This window comes from Aminobacter sp. HY435, from assembly GCF_027568395.1.
GTDB lineage: Bacteria > Pseudomonadota > Alphaproteobacteria > Rhizobiales > Rhizobiaceae > Aminobacter.
Map to the genome: position 1 here is coordinate 193,600 of NZ_JANKZL010000004.1, position 17,237 is coordinate 210,836.

The following is a 17,237-nucleotide window of genomic DNA, read 5'->3' on the forward strand; positions in this document are numbered from 1 at the left end:
CAAGCCAAGGTAGCTCCCAATCCTAAAATTGGAATGAAGTTTCTGCGAATTCGTAAAGCAGCCACAATCCATATGTCAGTTTTCGCTGGGCGTTTGAACGACCGTCGGGACAGGGATTCGGCTGTGTTCATAGGGGCGAACCGCATGGTCGGGGCAATACCATGCACTGTGTCCAAGACAAACCTTATCCTCGCGGGCTCGGCCTGCAGGCTCCGTATTGACTGTACGGGGCCAAGTCTGAACATGGCGACTTGAACGGCGACTGAGCTGTCGGAGGGACTGATGATGCGTGCGATGCGTGTTTTTCCTGTTTTCGTGCTTGTCTTCCTGGCTTGGGCATCCGCGGCGCTGGCGGCTGAACCGCGGCGCATCGAAACGACTGACGGCAGCGACTATTTCGGCTTCGACCTGAGGTCCGAACAGAATGTGACGCTCGACCAGTGCCAGACGTCATGTCTCGGCGATTCCGCCTGCCGCGCCTTCACCTACAACACCAAGGCGAAATGGTGCTTCCTGAAGTCGGATTTCGCCATCATCAAGCCGTTCGCCGGCGCAGTTGCCGGCAAGGTCGTGCCGCTCAACGGCGATCCCGACATCGGCGCCCCGGCGGAGTTGACCTTCTTCCCAGCCTCGATGATTGACGAGGCCCGCCAGTACCGCAGCGCGCTGACCAACGGCTCGGTGGTGACGGGCGACGAAGGCCTGGCGGCGCTGACCGCCGCCGGCGACAGCTCGTTGCAGTCGGGCGATCCGCGCACCGCGATGCAGAAGTTCCGCGCCGCCGTCGCAATCCTGCCCGATGACGCCGCGATCTGGGCTCGTCTTGCCCGCGCCACCGCCATCGTTTCGCCGATCAACGGCGAGGAGACGGCCTCGCTCCGGCGCGACATGACGTCCAGCGCCTACAACACCTACCTGCTGTCGCGGACCGCCGCCACTCGCGCCGACAGCCTGGCACTTCTGGCGCGCGGGCTCGACAAGCGCGACATGTTCCGTCCCTCGCTGCAGGCCTACGAGGCAAGCCTTGCACTCGACAATTCGGCCGCGATCCGCGCCGAATATGACGACCTGAAAGCGCGCAAGGGCTTCCGCGTCGTCGAACACACCATCGACGCCGACACCACCTCGCCGCGCGTCTGCGCCCAGTTTTCCGAGGCGCTGGTCAAGGCGGGCGTCGACTACGCGCCCTTCGTCACCGTCGATGACGCAGCGCCCAAGAGCGTCGAGGCCAAGGACCGGCAGATCTGCGTCGAAGGCCTGGAGCACGGCAAGCACTATCGCGTCGCCTTCCGTCCCGGCCTGCCTGCAGCCATCGGGGAAGTCCTCGAAGCCCCGGTCGTGCTGTCGGTCTATGTCCAGGATCGGGCCCAGTCGGCCCGCTTCACCGGCGACAGCTTCGTCCTGCCGTCGACGGCTCGCCGCGGCATCCCTGTTGTCACCATCAACATGGAAGCGGCGGACATGAAGCTCTACCGCATCGGCGACCGGTCGCTGGCGCAGTTGCTCTCCGGCTACCAGTTCCTGCGCCAGCTCGACGGCTATGACCTTTCTTCGATCGCCGACCAGATGGGCGAGCCGGTCTGGGAAGGCCAGCTGGCGGTGGCAAACGACCTCAACAAGGAAGTGACAACCTCCTTCCCGGTCGACGAGGCGCTGCCCAGCCGCAAGCCCGGCGTCTATGTGCTGACCGCCCAGCCGGTCGACGACAGGAGCGACACCTGGGCCTCGCGCGCCACGCAGTGGTTCGTCGTCTCGGATATCGGGCTTTCGACCTACACCGGACAGGACGGGCTCAACGTTTTTGCCCGCTCGCTCGGTTCGGCCAAGCCGATGACCGACGTGGAATTGACGCTGCTTGCCCGCAACAACGAAATCCTTGGCACGGCCAGAACTGACGCCGAGGGCCGCGCCACCTTCAATCCTGGCCTGACCCGCGGCGATGGCGGCCTGGCCCCGGCGGTGCTGATGGCCAACCACGGCGACGGCGATTTCGTCTTCCTCGACATGACGCGGGCCGGCTTCGACCTGTCCGATCGCGGCGTCACCGGCCGCGCAGCCCCGGGCGCGCTGGACGTCTACGCCTGGACCGAGCGCGGCATCTACCGCGTCGGCGAGACGGTGCATGCGGCTGCCCTTGCCCGCGATGACGCCGCCAGGGCCAACGACCTGCCGCTGACCTTCATCTTCACCCGTCCCGACGGCGTCGAAGACCGGCGCGTCGTCAGCCAGGACGGCAGCGCCGGCGGCCACGCCGTCGACCTGCCGCTCTCCACTGCCGCGATGCGCGGCACCTGGAGCATGAATATCCACACCGACCCCAAGCAGCCGGCTATCGCCAGCCATATGTTCCTGGTCGAGGATTTCGTGCCAGACCGCATCGAATTCACCCTGACCTCCGACCGCGACGAGATCGCAGTGGGCGAAACCGCGAACGCGACCGTCGACGGCCGCTTCCTGTATGGCGCGCCGGCGGCCGGACTGGCGCTCGAAGGCGAAGTGACGCTGTCGACCAAGCGCGAATGGGACGCATTCAAGGGCTACAGCTTCGGTCTCGCCGACGAGCAGGACGGCGAAGCGACCCGCACCCCGCTGAGCGGCCTGCCGCTGGTCGGCGACGACGGCAAGGCCACCTTCCCGATCGAGGTCGCCTCAGCACCTTCGACGACGCGGCTGGTCAATGCGGCGGTCACCGTGCGCATGCGCGAGACCGGCGGCCGGGCGGTGGAGGAAAGGCTCGACATCGGCGTCCTGCCACAAGGCACGATGATCGGCATCCGGCCGGACTTCGCCGGCGGAGAGGTGCCGCAGGGCGGTACCGCCAAATTCAGCCTGATCGCCGCCCGGCCGGACGGCCAGCGCGCCGAACTCCAGGGCGCGCAATGGTCGCTGGTCAAGGTCGAGCGGAACTACCAGTGGTATCGCTCGGGCAGTTCCTGGAACTACGAACCGGTCACCTTCACCAAGTCGATAGCCACCGGCCAGGTCGACCTCACTGCCAACGCCGAAGCGACCGTATCGCTGCCCGTCGACTGGGGCCGCTACCGCCTCGAGGTCGAGACATCAGATCCCTCGGGTCCCGCGACGAGCTACGAGTTCGACGCCGGCTGGTATGTCTCGGCGACCTCGACCGAGACGCCTGATGGCCTCGAAGTCGCCCTCGACAAGGAAACCTATGCAGCCGGCGAAGTGGCCAAGCTCAAGGTCTCGCCGCGGTTCGCCGGCGAGCTCTTGGTCACCATCGGCGCGGAAAAGCTGGTCAAGACCATCAATGCCAGCATCCCCGCCGAAGGCGCCACCGTCGACATCCCCGTCGGCGGCGATTGGGGCGCGGGCGCTTACGTGACCGCAACGCTGTATCGCCCCGGCGAGGCGCAGGAATCGCGCATGCCGGCGCGCGCCATCGGCCTGAAATGGCTGGCAGTCGATCCGGCCGACAAGAAACTGGACGTCGCCCTGACGCTCCCGGAAAAGACCGAGCCGCGCAAGACGCTCTCGGTGCCGGTCGCTGTCACCGGCGCCAAGGCCGGGGACAAGGCCTATGTCATGGTGGCCGCCGTCGACGTCGGCATCCTCAACCTCACCAACTACAAGGCGCCGGATCCGGAAGACTGGTATTTCGGCCAGCGCATGCTGGGCCTTGAGCTGCGCGATCTCTACGGCCGCCTGATCGACGGGTCGCTTGGCGCCATGGGCAAGCTGCGCACCGGCGGCGACGGTGCGGCCATGACTTCGCAGGGCAGCCCGCCCAAGGAAAAGCTCGTCGCCTTCTTCTCCGGCATCGTCGAGCTCGACGCCGACGGCAAGACGACGATCGATTTCGACATTCCGCAGTTCAACGGCACGGTGCGCGTGATGAGCGTCGCCTGGACCAGCGACGCGGTCGGCCACGCCACAGGCGACGTGATCGTCCGCGATCCTATCGTGCTGACGGCTGGCATGCCGCGCTTCATGGCGCCCGGCGACTTCGCCCTGATGCGGCTCGACATCGCCAACACCGACGCGCCATCAGGCGACTACACATTCGCTGTGGAGACGACGGGCGACCTGTCCACCGGCAGCGCCGCCCTGCCCGCCAAGCTGACGCTTGAACCGGGCAAGCGGCAGACGCTGTCGATCCCGCTCATGCCGCTGACCGCCGGAACCGCCGGGCTGACCATCCGGCTGGCCAATGCCGACGGGCTCGAGGTGCAGCAGGAGCTGTCGTTCCCCGTCCGGCCGGGCCAACTGCCGGTGACGACGCGCATGGTGGTCGATCTCAAGCCCAACGCCTCGCTGCGCATCGACAAGGAACTGCTCGCCGCCAGCCTGCTCGACGACGCCCATGTCAGCGTCGGCGTTTCGCAGTCCTCGGCTTTCGACGTGCCCTCGCTGTTGATGACGCTTGACCGCTACCCCTACGGTTGCGCCGAGCAGACGACGAGCCGGGCGCTGCCCCTGCTTTATGTCAGCGAGCTTTCGGCGGAAGCCGGCATGGCCGACGACCCCGAACTGCGCGAGCGTATCCAGGGCGCCATCTACCGCGTCCTCAACTATCAGTCGTCCTCGGGCAGCTTCGGCCTCTGGGGTCCTGGCTCCGGCGACCTCTGGCTCGACGCCTATGTCACCGACTTCCTGACCAGGGCGCGCGAAAAGAGCTTCGACGTGCCGCAGCAAGCGATGATCCAGGCGCTGAACAACCTGCAGAACTCGATCGGCTACGACGTCGACGTCGAGGACCGCGGCTCGGACATCGCCTATGCGCTCTATGTGCTGGCGCGCAACAAGAAGGCCTCCGTCGGCGATCTGCGCTACTTCGCCGACACCAAGCTCGAGGCCTTCTCGAGCCCGATGGCGGTCGCCCAGTTGGGCGCGAGCCTTGCGCTTTATGGCGACGGCCAGCGTTCCGAGCAGACCTTCGCGGCCGCGCTCCAGCTCGCCAAGGCGACGCCGGAGTTCAACTGGTATCGCTCGGACTACGGCTCACGCCTGCGCGATGGCGCTGCCATGCTGGCGCTCGCAGCAGAGAGCAAGCCGGTGCCTTCGGTAGTGCCGGCGCTGGTCAAGATGGTCGCCGCTGACCGCGCGGCGGCGAAGTGGACCAGCACCCAGGACGACGCCTGGATGCTGCTTGCGGCGCGCGCGCTCAAGGCCGGCAACGAGGCGATCTCGCTCGACGTCAATGGCACGGCCCGCAATGGCGCCTATTCCGATCGCGTCGACGGGGCCGATTTGCTCACCAACCCGATTGCCATCCTCAACACCGGCAAGGACCCGCTCCAGGCCGTGGTGACAACGGTTGCTGCCCCTGCCCAGCCGCTGCCTGCCGGCGGCGACGGCTTCACCATCGAGCGCAGCTACTACCGGCTCGACGGTAGCGAGGCCAACATCACCGAAGTGCAGCAGAACGAGCGCTTCGTCGTCGTGCTCAAGATCAGCGAGCTCAACGACTGGCCCTCGCGCGTGGTGGTGGCCGACATGTTGCCGGCCGGCTTCGAGATCGACAATCCGGGGCTGGTCAACAGCGCCAACCTGTCGAACTTCTCCTGGCTGGAACAGACGGAGGCGGCCCATCTGGAATTCCGCAACGATCGCTTCGTTGCCGCAATGAACAGCAGTGCAGGCTCTGACCAGGACTTTACCCTGGCCTATGTGGTGAGGGCGGTGACGCCAGGCACCTACGTCCACCCGGCCGCCAATGTCGAGGACATGTACCGTCCGCAGTATTCGGCGCGGACGGCGACCGGCATGATGGAGGTGAAGGCGGAGTGATCCGCCTTCGGAGTGCGACCTTGAGCGCCCTTGCACCCCCACCCCTAACCCCTCCCCACAAGGGGGAGGGGAAATACTGCGCCCGAAGTTCTGCCACCCGGGCCAACGTAACCAAGATGAAGCGCGCGGCTGCGGTGCCGCAGGTTTCCCCTCCCCTTTGTGGGGAGGGGTTAGGGGTGGGGGTATCGTTTGGAGCTGCCCGCTCAGCGCTGCCCCTCGTCCGCCTGCCGGCCCCTTCTCCCCGTAATGACGGGGAGAAGGAAGGCGGCCGCAACGTCGACGTCCCCCTCTCCCCGTTCTTCACGGGGGGAGGGTAAGGGTGAGGGGCAGTGCCATGCTTTCCGCAAGAACCAAGCGCAGGATCACCCTCTCGGCGACGGGCACCGCCGCCTTGGCAGCCCTCGCCGTCGGCGGCCTCTACGCGCTCGATCGCGCCTTTCCGCCTCCCCTGCCCGAAAAGCTCATCGTCTCCGCCGAAGTGCTCGACCGCGATGGCCAGCTGTTGCGGGCCTATGCGACGCCGAGTGGCCACTGGCGTCTCGGCGTCGGCCTCGACCAGGTCGACCCGCAGCTGGTGAAGATGCTCGTCGCCTACGAGGACAAGCGCTTCTGGGAGCATGAGGGCGTCGACGTGCTGGCGCTGGGACGTGCTGCCCAGCAACTGCTCGCCAACGGCCGCATCGTCTCCGGCGGCTCGACGCTGTCGATGCAGTTGGCGCGGCTGATCGAACCGCGCGCAAGCCGCAGCCTGGCATCGAAACTCAAGCAGCTTGCCCGCGCGATCCAGATCGAGCGGCGGTTGTCGAAGCAAGAGATCCTGGAACGCTACCTGACGCTCGCCCCCTATGGCGGCAATCTCGAAGGCGTCCGCGCCGCCGCGCTGGCCTATTTCGGCAAGGAGCCGAAGCGGCTGACCGTCTCCGAGGCGGCCCTGCTGGTTGCGCTGCCGCAGCTTCCCGAGCGCCGCCGCCCCGACCGCAATCCGAAGAACGCCCAAGCCGCCCGCGACCGCGTGCTCGGGCGCATGGTGACATCGGGCGTGCTCGGCGACAACGAGGCGGCGCGGGCAGCGCTTGCTGATGTCGAGGCGATGCGGCTGGCTTTGCCATCGATGGCTCCGCATGTCTCCGACGCGGCGCTACGAAACACCCCTCAAGTCGACCGGCGCCAGCTGACGCTGCGCAAGAGCGTGCAGGCCGGGCTCGAGGCGGTGGCGCGCGAAGCAGCCAGCCGGCTCGGTCCCCGCATCTCGGTCGCCATGGTCATGGCCGATGCCATGACCGGCGAAATCCTCGGCGAGGTCGGCTCGGCCAACTATCTCGACGCCTCGCGTTCGGGCTGGATCGACATGACCCGCACGGTGCGCTCCCCAGGCTCGACGCTGAAGCCGTTCATCTATGGCCTCGCTTTCGAACAGGGGCTGGTGGCGCAGGAAACGATGATCGAGGACCGTCCTGCCGATTTCGCCGGTTACCGGCCGAAGAACTTCGACATGAGCTACCAGGGCGACGTCTCGGTGCGCCAGGCGCTGCAGCTGTCGCTCAACGTGCCGGCGATCCGCCTGCTCGACGCGGTCGGACCGCAACGGCTGACCGCACGCTTCCGCCAGGCCGGCGTCATCCCCCAATTGCCGCCGAACGAAGTGCCCGGCCTCGCCATCGGCCTCGGCGGCGTCGGCGTGACCCTGCGCGACCTCGTCCAGCTTTACACCGGCCTTGCCAATGGCGGCCGCGCCAAGGCCTTGCGCGACGGGGCGGAGGCGAGCACGCCTGCCCCGCTCGCCAACGGCACCATTCTCGAAGAACAGGCCGCCTGGCAGATCGCCGACATCCTTGCCGGTGTGAAGCCGCCCGAGGGTGCCGCGAAACGAACCATCGCCTACAAGACCGGCACCTCCTACGGCTACCGCGACGCCTGGTCGATCGGCTATGACGGCCGCTACGTGCTCGGCGTCTGGGCCGGACGGCCCGACGCCGGCGCAGTGCCCGGACTGTCGGGCTACGTCTCGGCAGCCCCGATCCTGTTCGAGGGTTTCGCCCGCTCCGGCCTGCCGTCGATGCCGCTGCCGCGCCCGCCCGCCGGCACGCTGCGCACCGCCCGCGCCGACCTGCCGGTGACGCTGGAGCGCTTCTCGACCGCAAGCGAGCTGCCGGCTGTGGCCGCCGCCATCACCGAGCCTGCGCCGCAGATCGTCTTTCCGCCCGACGGTGCCAGGGTCGAACTCGGCGCATCCTCGGCTGACGCTTCGCCGCTGGTGCTGAAACTGCAGGGCGGCCGGGCGCCCTTTCGCTGGCTCGCCAACGGCAAGCCGCTGAATACGGTCGCGCGCCGCCGCGAGGCGACTTGGCAGCCAGACGGAACCGGATTTTCGACCCTGACCGTCATCGATGCGGCGGGCCGGGCAGCGAGTGTCCAAGTGTTCGTCGAGTAGGAAGACGCGAACCCGTTGCGGCGCAACGGGTTAGTCCTGCTTCCGGAATCGTTGCCTGAACTGGACCGCGTGCGATGTCCTGCGGCCCGACCCGGATCGATGCCTGCCCCAACGGAACCGACGCGCCCGACACGCGTTTTCGGACGAGCAAAAAAGTTTCGCGACCGCACCCGAAAGGGCCTAATTTTGCCGATGCGGGACAAACTTCGGAACATTCGCCGCATCTAATTTCTACCAGTTCGATAGAGTAGAACCATATTCGAACGGAGGCGGAAATGACGACTTCACGCAGAACGATATTGCTCTCGGCGCTGCTCGCCGGCGCAGTTCAGCTCGGCGGCCTGGGCTCTTCCTTTGCCGACACGACGCTGCTCAACGTGTCCTACGACCCCACCCGCGAGCTCTACAAGGACTACAACGAAGCCTTCGCCAAGCACTGGCAGGCCGAGAGCGGCGAGACTGTGACGATCCAGCAGTCGCATGGCGGCTCGGGCAAGCAGGCGCGCGCCGTGATCGACGGCCTCGACGCCGACGTCGTCACCCTGGCGCTCGAAAGCGACATCAACGCCATCGTCGAGAAATCGAAGAAGATCAATCCGGACTGGCGCGCCAAGCTTCCGAACAACGCCTCGCCCTACACCTCGACGATCATCTTCCTTGTTCGCAAGGGCAATCCCAAGGGCATCAGCGACTGGGGCGACCTGACCAAGGAAGGCGTCCAAGTCATCACGCCGAACCCCAAGACGTCGGGCGGCGCGCGCTGGAACTACCTCGCGGCATGGGCCTGGGCGAACGGCCAGTTCGCAGGCGACGAAGGCAAGATCAAGGAATTCGTCGGCAATCTCTACGCGCATGTGCCCGTGCTCGACACCGGCGCACGCGGCTCGACGGTGACCTTCGCAGAACGCGGCCTCGGCGACGTGCTGCTGGCGTGGGAGAACGAAGCCTATCTGGCGCTCGCCGAGTTCGGCGCAGACCAGTTCGATATCATCTTCCCGCCGCAGTCGATCCTCGCCGAGCCGCCAGTCGCCGTGGTCGACGCGAATGTCGACGCCAAGGGCACCCGCAAGGTGGCCGAGGCCTATCTCAACTACCTCTATTCGGCGGAGGGCCAGACGATTGCGGCCAAGCACCACTACCGTCCGTCCAAGCCGGACCTCGTGCCGCCGGCCGACCTTGAGCAACTGCCTGAACTGAAGCTCGTTTCCATCGACGATCCGATTTTTGGCGGCTGGGCAAAGGCGCAGCCCTATCACTTCGGCGATGGTGGTATATTCGACCAGATTTACAAGCCAGCGCAGTAGCAGCAGGGAAGTCAGGATCGACATGAGCTCAGCACCCGCCTTGGCGGGGTGGCGGTTCAGGCAGCCGAGCGTCATTCCGGGTTTCGGACTGACGCTCGGCTTCTCGCTTGCCTACCTCACCCTCATCATCCTCATCCCGCTTTCGGGACTGGTCTGGCATTCGGCCTCGCTCGGCTGGACCGATTTCTGGGCCATCGCCACCGACCGGCGCACCGTCAAGGCTCTCGAAATCAGCTTCGGCACCGCATTGATCGCCGCCGCCATCAACGTCGTGTTCGGTACCGTCGTCGCCTGGGTCCTGGTGCGCTATCGCTTTCCCGGCCGGCGCATCGTCGACGCCATGGTCGACCTGCCTTTCGCGCTGCCGACGGCGGTCGCCGGCATTGCGCTGACCACGCTCTATTCGCCCAAGGGCTGGATGGGCGGCCTGCTCGCCACGCTCGGCATCAAGGTCGCCTACACGCCGCTCGGCATCGTCATCGCCCTTGTCTTCATCGGACTGCCGTTCGTCGTCCGCACGGTGCAGCCGATCATCGAAGAGATCGACAAGGAGGTCGAGGAAGCCGCGGCCACGCTTGGCGCCAACCGCTTCCAGACCATAACGAGGGTGCTGTTTCCGGGTCTCGCGCCAGCCGTCACCACCGGCTTCGCGCTCGCCTTCGCGCGCGGCGTCGGCGAATACGGCTCGGTCATCTTCATCGCCGGCAACCTGCCCTATGTCTCCGAAATCGCGCCATTGCTGATCGTCATCCGGCTCGAGGAATACGACTACGCCGCAGCGACCGCGATTGCCTCGCTCATGCTGGCCCTGTCGTTTGCGATGCTCTTGATCATCAACCTCATCCAGTCGCGGAGCCGCAAGCGCTATGGCTGATCCGGAGCTCTACCCCGCCGACGACTACCACGAGCACGCCTCGCTGGCGGTAACCGAGCGCCCGCTGGCGCGCGCCACCCTGATGCTCATAGCCTTCGCCTTCCTCGGCATCTTCCTGCTGCTGCCGCTGATCGTCGTCTTCGAGCAGGCCTTCGCCAAGGGCATCGGCGCCTTTATCGCAGCCATCGGCGAAGCCGACACGATCTCGGCGATCAAGCTGACCCTGCTCGTCGCCGTCATCGCCGTGCCGCTCAACCTTGTATTCGGGGTCGCGGCGGCCTGGGCCGTCGCCAAGTTCGAATTCAAGGGAAAAGCCTTTCTCATCACCTTGATCGACCTGCCTTTTTCAGTCTCGCCGGTGATCTCCGGCCTGGTCTATGTGCTGCTGTTTGGCGCACAGAGCCTGCTCGGCCCCTGGCTCAAGATGCACGGCATCGTCATCCTGTTCGCCGTCCCCGGTATTGTGCTGGCGACCATCTTCGTCACCTTCCCCTTCGTTGCCCGTGAACTGATCCCGCTGATGCAGGAACAGGGCACCGGCGACGAGGAGGCAGCACTTTCGCTCGGCGCCAATGGCTGGCAGACCTTCTGGAACGTCACCTTGCCGAACATCAAATGGGGCCTGCTCTACGGCGTGCTGCTGTGCAACGCCCGGGCCATGGGCGAATTCGGCGCCGTTTCGGTGGTGTCAGGCCACATCCGCGGCGTGACCAACACCATGCCGCTGCAGGTCGAGATCCTCTACAATGAATACAATGCCGTCGGCGCCTTTGCCGTGGCGTCCGTGCTCGCCGGGCTGGCCCTGGTGACGCTTGTGCTCAAAACCCTTCTCGAGCTCCGCTACGGCGCCGAGATCGCCGCCACGCGCGGACACTGACAGAGGCAGACTGATGGAAGTTCGCGTTTCCAACGTGCGCAAGGAATTCGACCGGTTCCCGGCGCTTAGCGATGTTTCGCTCGACATCAAGTCGGGCGAACTGATCGCGCTGCTCGGGCCCTCCGGCTCCGGCAAGACGACTTTGTTGCGCCTGATCGCGGGGCTGGAGCGCCCGACCCGCGGCACCATCTATTTCGGCGACGAGGATGCCTCCAACCGCACCATCCAGGAGCGCAATGTCGGCTTCGTGTTCCAGCACTACGCCCTGTTCCGCCACATGACGGTGGCCGACAACATCGGCTTCGGCCTCAAGGTGCGTCCTTCGGCCAAGCGTCCGACAAAGAAGGAAATCCGCGCCCGGGCCTCGGAGCTGCTCAACCTCGTGCAGCTTTCGGGGCTCGAAAAGCGTTACCCCGCGCAGCTTTCCGGTGGCCAGCGCCAGCGCGTCGCCCTTGCCCGTGCCATGGCCATCGAGCCGAAGGTGCTGCTTCTCGACGAGCCGTTCGGCGCGCTCGACGCCCAGGTCAGGCGTGAACTCAGGCGCTGGCTGCGCGAAATCCACGACGCCACCGGCCACACCACAATCTTCGTCACGCACGACCAGGAAGAGGCGCTTGAGCTCGCCGACCGCGTGGTGGTGATGAGCCAGGGCCGCATCGAGCAGGTCGGCACCGCCGACGAGGTCTACGACACGCCCAACTCGCCCTTCGTCTACGGCTTCATCGGCGAGTCGAGCTCGCTGCCGGTGAAGGTGGAGGATGGCCAGGTATGGATTGCGGACCGCCCGATCGGCCTCGCGACGCCCGACCTGCCCGACGGCGAAGCGACGCTCTATTTCCGTCCGCACGACATCGAGCTGCTCGACGAATGCGGCGGCTGCATTGCGGGTACGGTCGCGGCGAGCCGTCGCGTCGCCGGGACGCGGCGCGTCGAACTGGAAATCGGCGGCGGCCGCGAGCGCGTCGAGATCGAACTGCCCGTCGGCCATCCCGCCGCGCAGAAAAGCCGCGTGGCGTTCAGGCCGAAGCGCTGGAAGGTGTTTCCGCAAGCGGGGTGAGTTTTCTTTGGGGGGCAGCAACCCCTCACCCGGCCTCCGCTGCGCTCGGCGGCGAGCCAGATGCAATCGTCGATTGCTACGACGGGCGACCGGTTCACTCATGACAACCAGTCCTCATGTCGCAGGTGCGCGATATGGCCTATCCAAGGCGAGTGGCTAGATTGTCGGAAAGAAGAAAGGATCGAACCCCATGATCGAAGTCGTCCGAAAGAGACCCGTGTTGGCGCTCATACCGCTGCATCCCTGGCTGCAGTGGTGGCAGCAGGCGCCACCATCGGGGTTCTGCCAACCCTCACCCTCCTCGCGACGATCGGCACTGCGTTGGTGATGACCGGTCTCGTCATCGGATCGTTCGCGAGCTAGGCAAATTTCCGCCCGCACGACGTCGATCTCCTTGAGGAACGCGGCGGCTGCATCGTCGGTACGATGGCGGCGAGCCGGCGCTTGGCGGGCACCCACCGGGTCGAACTGGAGATCGGCAGCGCCCGCGAGCGCGTCGAGATCGAAGGCTACCGCGGGAGACCTCACCAAGAAAAACAGCTAGCAACCTCTACCCAAAGGTAGATCAAGCTCCCCACCAATTGAGAATCCTTGCAACTTTTTTAGAGAGAATAACTGCACATCCAAAATACTTGAGGCTCCTCTGGCAATCGACTTGTCGCCCCCATGGAAAGCCGCTTAGATCGTGTAATATCCGACTCTGGGGAGGGCGAGGAAATTGAACACGGTCTTTGTTGAATCGCGATATCTCAAACATATCGACTTAGGCAAATTGACAAGCCGATACAGTGCCGACGGCTCGCGCATTCTGCGCTACTACGTGGACCTGCGCCACGACCTGCTCAAACTCCACAAAGAACTCAACGCGCCGGAGCTTTTCCTCCTGCAGCACAAGGTGAATGCCCTCGTCGCCCAATGGGACGATAAGACGGAGGAAGCTCTAAAGAAGCAGGCGATCTTCAGCGGCAAGGCTGGCGCCGATCAGTTGACCGTCGATGCGGTTGCGGCCATCGATCGCTTATCCAGCATTCTCGGCCACACCCTGACGGTCAGCGATCGAATTGACTGGGAGGGCATGAAAAATACGTCACCGTACGGCGGCCAGATGACCTACGACAAGCCTCAACCACATCGTATCAAAGCGAAAGAGCCTCAATACATCGCTCCAGAAATCAGCTTCTGGGACAAGCTATTTGGTCGCGCGAGCTCAAAACTGGGGACAGCCGAGACTGTACACCGACACCTAGTCGAGGAGTGGCGGCAGGCCGATTTGGCCGCGGAGCAAACCATACTGCGCCAGACGGCGGAGTGGACGGCAGCGAAGGCTGCTTTCGAAGCAAAAGCTCAATCCGCCAAGCAGGCATTTCTTGCGGCGCAGGTCGCGGAAAATGCAAAGATCGACAGACTTGCGGCCGGAGTTGCAACAGGCGACCCGACGTCGGTGGTCGAGCATGCCAGCCTCGTACTCGACGAGTCGGACTACGATGAGTTGTTTGAAAAGGCATTTGAGGTTGAGTACGACAGAAACACCAAGACGCTTTTGGTGCAGTATCGGCTTCCCTCGCCAGATGACATGCCACGGATCAAAGCCGTACGATTTGTGGCTGCAACCGGCGAGCTCAAAGAAACATATGTTTCAGATCGTGAACTGAAAGCGAACTACGACAGCGTCGGCTACCAAATTTGCCTCCGGTCGCTGCATGAACTGCTTGAGGCGGACGAGCACGACAATCTCGAGCGAGTGCTTTTCAACGGCTACGCGAGCTACATCGACCGCGCGAGCGGACACGATGTTTCAGCGACGATAATGTCCGTGCTGGTTGAGAGAAAAGCATTCCTAGAAATCGACCTGTCACGGGTTGACCCGAAGGCTTGCTTCAAGAGCCTCAAAGGCGTTTCAGCATCCGCACTATCGGCGCTGGCGCCAATCGCGCCAGTTATGAAACTGAACAAGGAGGATCGCCGCTTTATCGACGCGCGGGACCAGGCCGAGTTTTTGGACGATTCCACCAACCTCGCGGCAATGGACTGGGAAGACTTCGAGCATTTGGTAAGAGAGGTTTTCGAGAAGGAGTTCGCTTCGCGCGGTGGCGAGGTCCGGATCACGCAATCAAGCAGTGATGGTGGCGTAGACGCCGTCGCGTTCGACCCCGACCCAATAACCGGGGGCAAGATTGTCATACAAGCCAAGCGCTATACGCGAACAGTTGGTGTAGCAGCTGTGCGGGATCTTTATGGCACGATGCAGCACGAGCACGCTTCGCGTGGAATTTTGGTAACGACGGCGGACTACGGACCGGACGCCCACAAATTCTCCTCAGGCAAACCAATCACTCTGATGACCGGTGGTAATTTACTCCACCTGTTGGGACGCCATGGGATCAAAGCCAAGATCGATCTTCGAGAAGCAAGGCAAAGTCTTAACTTGCGAGACTACGGATAAATTAAGCCGAGCGGCGCAAGACGGACGCAGTTGTCAGGGCACGCCCGCCCCCCTCACAACCTCGTCCACGCCGCGTTCTTCTTCGACGATCGCACGCAGGCCTCGATGAAGGCGATGCCCTCGACGCCGTCCTGGACCGTGGGAAAAATAACGTCCGTGGCCGGCTTGCCACCCTTCTTGCGTGCCGCGCGGATGGCCCGCGCCGCTTCCTGGTAGATGTTGGCGAAACCTTCGAGATAACCTTCGGGATGGCCCGAGGGCACGCGCGTGACGCGCGCTGCGGCAGCTCCGGCGCCGACGCCTCCGCGGGTGATCAGTTGTTTGGGCTGGCCGAAGGGCGTGTACCAGAGATAGTTCGGGTCGGCCTGCACCCACTCGATGCCGCCCTTGGAGCCATAGACGCGCAGCTTGAGCCCGTTCTCGTGGCCCGGGGCCACCTGGCTCGCCCAGATCATGCCCTTGGCCCCGCCCTTGAAGCGCAGCATGACGTTGACGTTGTCGTCGAGCAGCCGGCCCGGCACGAAGGCGTCGAGATCGGCCGACAGGCTGTCGAGCTCAAGGCCGCTGACGAAGCGGGCGAGATTGTAGGCGTGGGTGCCGATGTCGCCGGTGGCCCCGCCGACGCCCGACTGCTTGGGGTCGGCGCGCCACAGCGCCTGTTTCTGGCCGCTGGCGGCGGCGTCCTCGGTCAGCCAGTCCTGCGGATATTCGGCCTGAACGACGCGGATGTCGCCGAGCAGGCCCTTGGCGACCATCTCGCGCGCCTGCCGGATCATCGGATAGCCGGTGTAATTGTGGGTCAGCACGAAAACCTTGCCGGTCTTCTCGACGAGGGCTGCGAGCTTCCTGGCCTCTGCCAGCGTCGCCGTCAGCGGCTTGTCGCAAATGACGTGGATGCCCGCTTCGAGAAATGCCTTGGCCGCGGGATAGTGCACGTTGTTGGGCGTAACGATGGCGACCGCCTCGATACCGTCAGGGCGTTTCGCCTCGGCTTTGGCCATCTCGGCATAGGACGTGTAGCTGCGCTCGGGGTCGAGGCCGATCTCGGCGGCGGAGGCCTTGGCGCGCTCCGGGTTGGACGACAGCGCGCCCGCGACCAGCTGGAAGTCACCGTCCATGCGGGCAGCGATGCGGTGCACGCCGCCGATGAAGGCGCCCTGCCCGCCGCCGACCATGCCGTAGCGGATCGGGCCGCTGCCGTCTCCGGATTTCGATGCCCCGACCATTCTTGTCCCTCCCCTGAACCTTTGACGTTCCCCCCTCACCCGGCCTCCGCTACGCTCGGCCACCCTCTCCCCGGTGGGGGGAGGACGCCTGAGGCTTCGCCGCTTGCCTCTTCTCCCCCACGGGGAGAAGGTGGGCCGAAGGGCCGGATGAGGGGGTACAATTCCGCCTTAACTGATCCCCATCATCGTCTTGAGCATCGCCCGGTCCGTCGTCCCGCCGGCGAAATCGTCAAAAGCCTTGTCGGTGACACGGATAATGTGGCTTTCGATGAACGGCGCGCCTTCAGCGGCACCGTCCTCCGGGTGCTTGAGGCAGCATTCCCATTCGAGCACCGCCCAGCTGTCGTAGCCATATTGGGCGAGCTTCGAGAAGATACCGGTGAAATCGACCTGGCCGTCGCCGAGCGAGCGGAAGCGGCCGGCGCGACCCAGCCAACCCTGGTAGCCCGAATAGACGCCCTGGCGACCGTCGGGGTTGAACTCGGCGTCCTTGACGTGAAACGCCTTGATGCGCTCGTGGTAGATGTCGATGAAGGCGAGATAGTCGAGCTGCTGCAAAAGAAAGTGCGAGGGGTCGTAGTTGATGTTGCAGCGCTTGTGGCCGCCGACTGCGTCGAGGAACATCTCGAAGGTCGCGCCATCGAAGGCGTCCTCGCCTGGATGCAGCTCGAAGCAGAGGTCGATACCGGCCTCGTCATAGACGTCGAGGATAGGCCGCCAGCGTTTTCCGAGCTCGGCGAACGCCACCTCGATCAGGCCCGCAGGGCGTTGCGGCCAGGGATAGAGATAGGGAAACGCCAGTGCGCCGGTGAACGACACGCAGGCTTTGAGGCCAAGGTTCTGCGATGCCTTGGCGCCGAGCTTCATCTGTTCGACCGCCCATTGCTGGCGCGCCTTGGGGTTGCCGTGCACGGCTTCCGGCGCAAAGGCGTCGAACTGGGCGTCATAGGCCGGATGGACGGCGACCAGCTGGCCCTGCAGATGGGTGGACAGTTCGGTGATCTCGACGCCCGCCTCCGCGCAGATGCCCTTGATCTCGTCGCAATAGGTCTTCGACGCCGCCGCCTTCTGCAGGTCAAACAATCGCGCGTCGGGCGTGGGGATCTGCACGCCTTTGTAGCCGAGATCTCCGGCCCACGATGTAATCGATTTCAGAGAATTGAACGGAGCGGAATCGCCTGCGAACTGGGCAAGGAAGATCGCTGGACCCTTCATTGTCGACGGCATGGCAAACTCCTCGTCCGATTCCGGTCTGTAACGTTATGGACCCAGATGAC

9 protein-coding genes and 1 pseudogene are annotated in these 17,237 nt (G+C 64.7%); 8 read left to right on the plus strand and 2 right to left on the minus strand.

The genetic code is table 11. From position 1 onward, the window contains the following. The first annotated feature begins 279 nt into the window (after positions 1–279). The 8 genes and pseudogenes from PCJ21_RS05935 to PCJ21_RS05970 all read left to right on the plus strand — a co-directional run bounded on the left by PCJ21_RS05935 (position 280) and on the right by PCJ21_RS05970 (position 14,734). Complete coding sequence (locus tag PCJ21_RS05935) at positions 280–5,748, plus strand: alpha-2-macroglobulin family protein (RefSeq protein WP_269930697.1); 5,469 nt, start codon at positions 280–282, stop codon at positions 5,746–5,748. 334 nt (positions 5,749–6,082) lie between these two features. Next, on the plus strand, positions 6,083–8,179 hold the full coding sequence (gene pbpC, locus PCJ21_RS05940) for a penicillin-binding protein 1C (protein ID WP_269930453.1): 2,097 nt from the start codon (positions 6,083–6,085) through the stop codon (positions 8,177–8,179). Positions 8,180–8,454: 275 nt separating this feature from the next. Beyond that, on the plus strand, positions 8,455–9,483 hold the full coding sequence (locus tag PCJ21_RS05945; protein ID WP_269930454.1) for a sulfate ABC transporter substrate-binding protein: 1,029 nt from the start codon (positions 8,455–8,457) through the stop codon (positions 9,481–9,483). 22 nt (positions 9,484–9,505) lie between these two features. Next, complete coding sequence (gene cysT, locus PCJ21_RS05950; RefSeq protein ID WP_269930455.1) at positions 9,506–10,357, plus strand: sulfate ABC transporter permease subunit CysT; 852 nt, start codon at positions 9,506–9,508, stop codon at positions 10,355–10,357. Continuing rightward, entirely contained in the window at positions 10,350–11,234 is an 885-nt protein-coding gene (gene cysW, locus PCJ21_RS05955; protein ID WP_269930456.1) for a sulfate ABC transporter permease subunit CysW, read from the plus strand. Before cysT ends, cysW begins: the two co-directional genes overlap by 8 nt. A gap of 13 nt (positions 11,235–11,247) precedes the next feature. Beyond that, entirely contained in the window at positions 11,248–12,291 is a 1,044-nt protein-coding gene (locus tag PCJ21_RS05960) for a sulfate/molybdate ABC transporter ATP-binding protein (protein ID WP_269930457.1), read from the plus strand. 369 nt (positions 12,292–12,660) lie between these two features. Continuing rightward, positions 12,661–12,855: pseudogene (locus PCJ21_RS05965) on the plus strand (sulfate ABC transporter ATP-binding protein); the annotation flags it as partial. Between the two features lie 154 nt (positions 12,856–13,009). After that, the gene (locus PCJ21_RS05970; RefSeq protein WP_269930458.1) at positions 13,010–14,734 is read left to right on the plus strand and encodes a restriction endonuclease; all 1,725 of its coding nucleotides are present in this window, start codon (positions 13,010–13,012) and stop codon (positions 14,732–14,734) included. A gap of 53 nt (positions 14,735–14,787) precedes the next feature. Here PCJ21_RS05970 and PCJ21_RS05975 read toward each other — a convergent pair whose 3' ends face one another. Next, a complete protein-coding gene (locus tag PCJ21_RS05975) occupies positions 14,788–15,960 on the minus strand; it encodes a Gfo/Idh/MocA family protein (RefSeq protein WP_269930459.1) in 1,173 nt (390 codons plus the stop codon). 168 nt (positions 15,961–16,128) lie between these two features. Continuing rightward, entirely contained in the window at positions 16,129–17,187 is a 1,059-nt protein-coding gene (locus tag PCJ21_RS05980) for a sugar phosphate isomerase/epimerase family protein (RefSeq protein WP_269930460.1), read from the minus strand. Positions 17,188–17,237: the final 50 nt, after the last annotated feature.

Excerpts from the sequence above, each read along its gene's own strand:
- pbpC (WP_269930453.1), top strand. The coding sequence starts at position 6,083 with ATGCTTTCCGCAAGAACCAAGCGCAGGATCACCCTCTCGGCGACGGGC.
- PCJ21_RS05945 (WP_269930454.1), top strand. The coding sequence starts at position 8,455 with ATGACGACTTCACGCAGAACGATATTGCTCTCGGCGCTGCTCGCCGGC.
- cysT (WP_269930455.1), top strand. The coding sequence starts at position 9,506 with ATGAGCTCAGCACCCGCCTTGGCGGGGTGGCGGTTCAGGCAGCCGAGC.
- cysW (WP_269930456.1), top strand. The coding sequence starts at position 10,350 with ATGGCTGATCCGGAGCTCTACCCCGCCGACGACTACCACGAGCACGCC.
- PCJ21_RS05960 (WP_269930457.1), top strand. The coding sequence starts at position 11,248 with ATGGAAGTTCGCGTTTCCAACGTGCGCAAGGAATTCGACCGGTTCCCG.
- PCJ21_RS05975 (WP_269930459.1), bottom strand. The coding sequence starts at position 15,960 with ATGGTCGGGGCATCGAAATCCGGAGACGGCAGCGGCCCGATCCGCTAC.
- PCJ21_RS05980 (WP_269930460.1), bottom strand. The coding sequence starts at position 17,187 with ATGCCGTCGACAATGAAGGGTCCAGCGATCTTCCTTGCCCAGTTCGCA.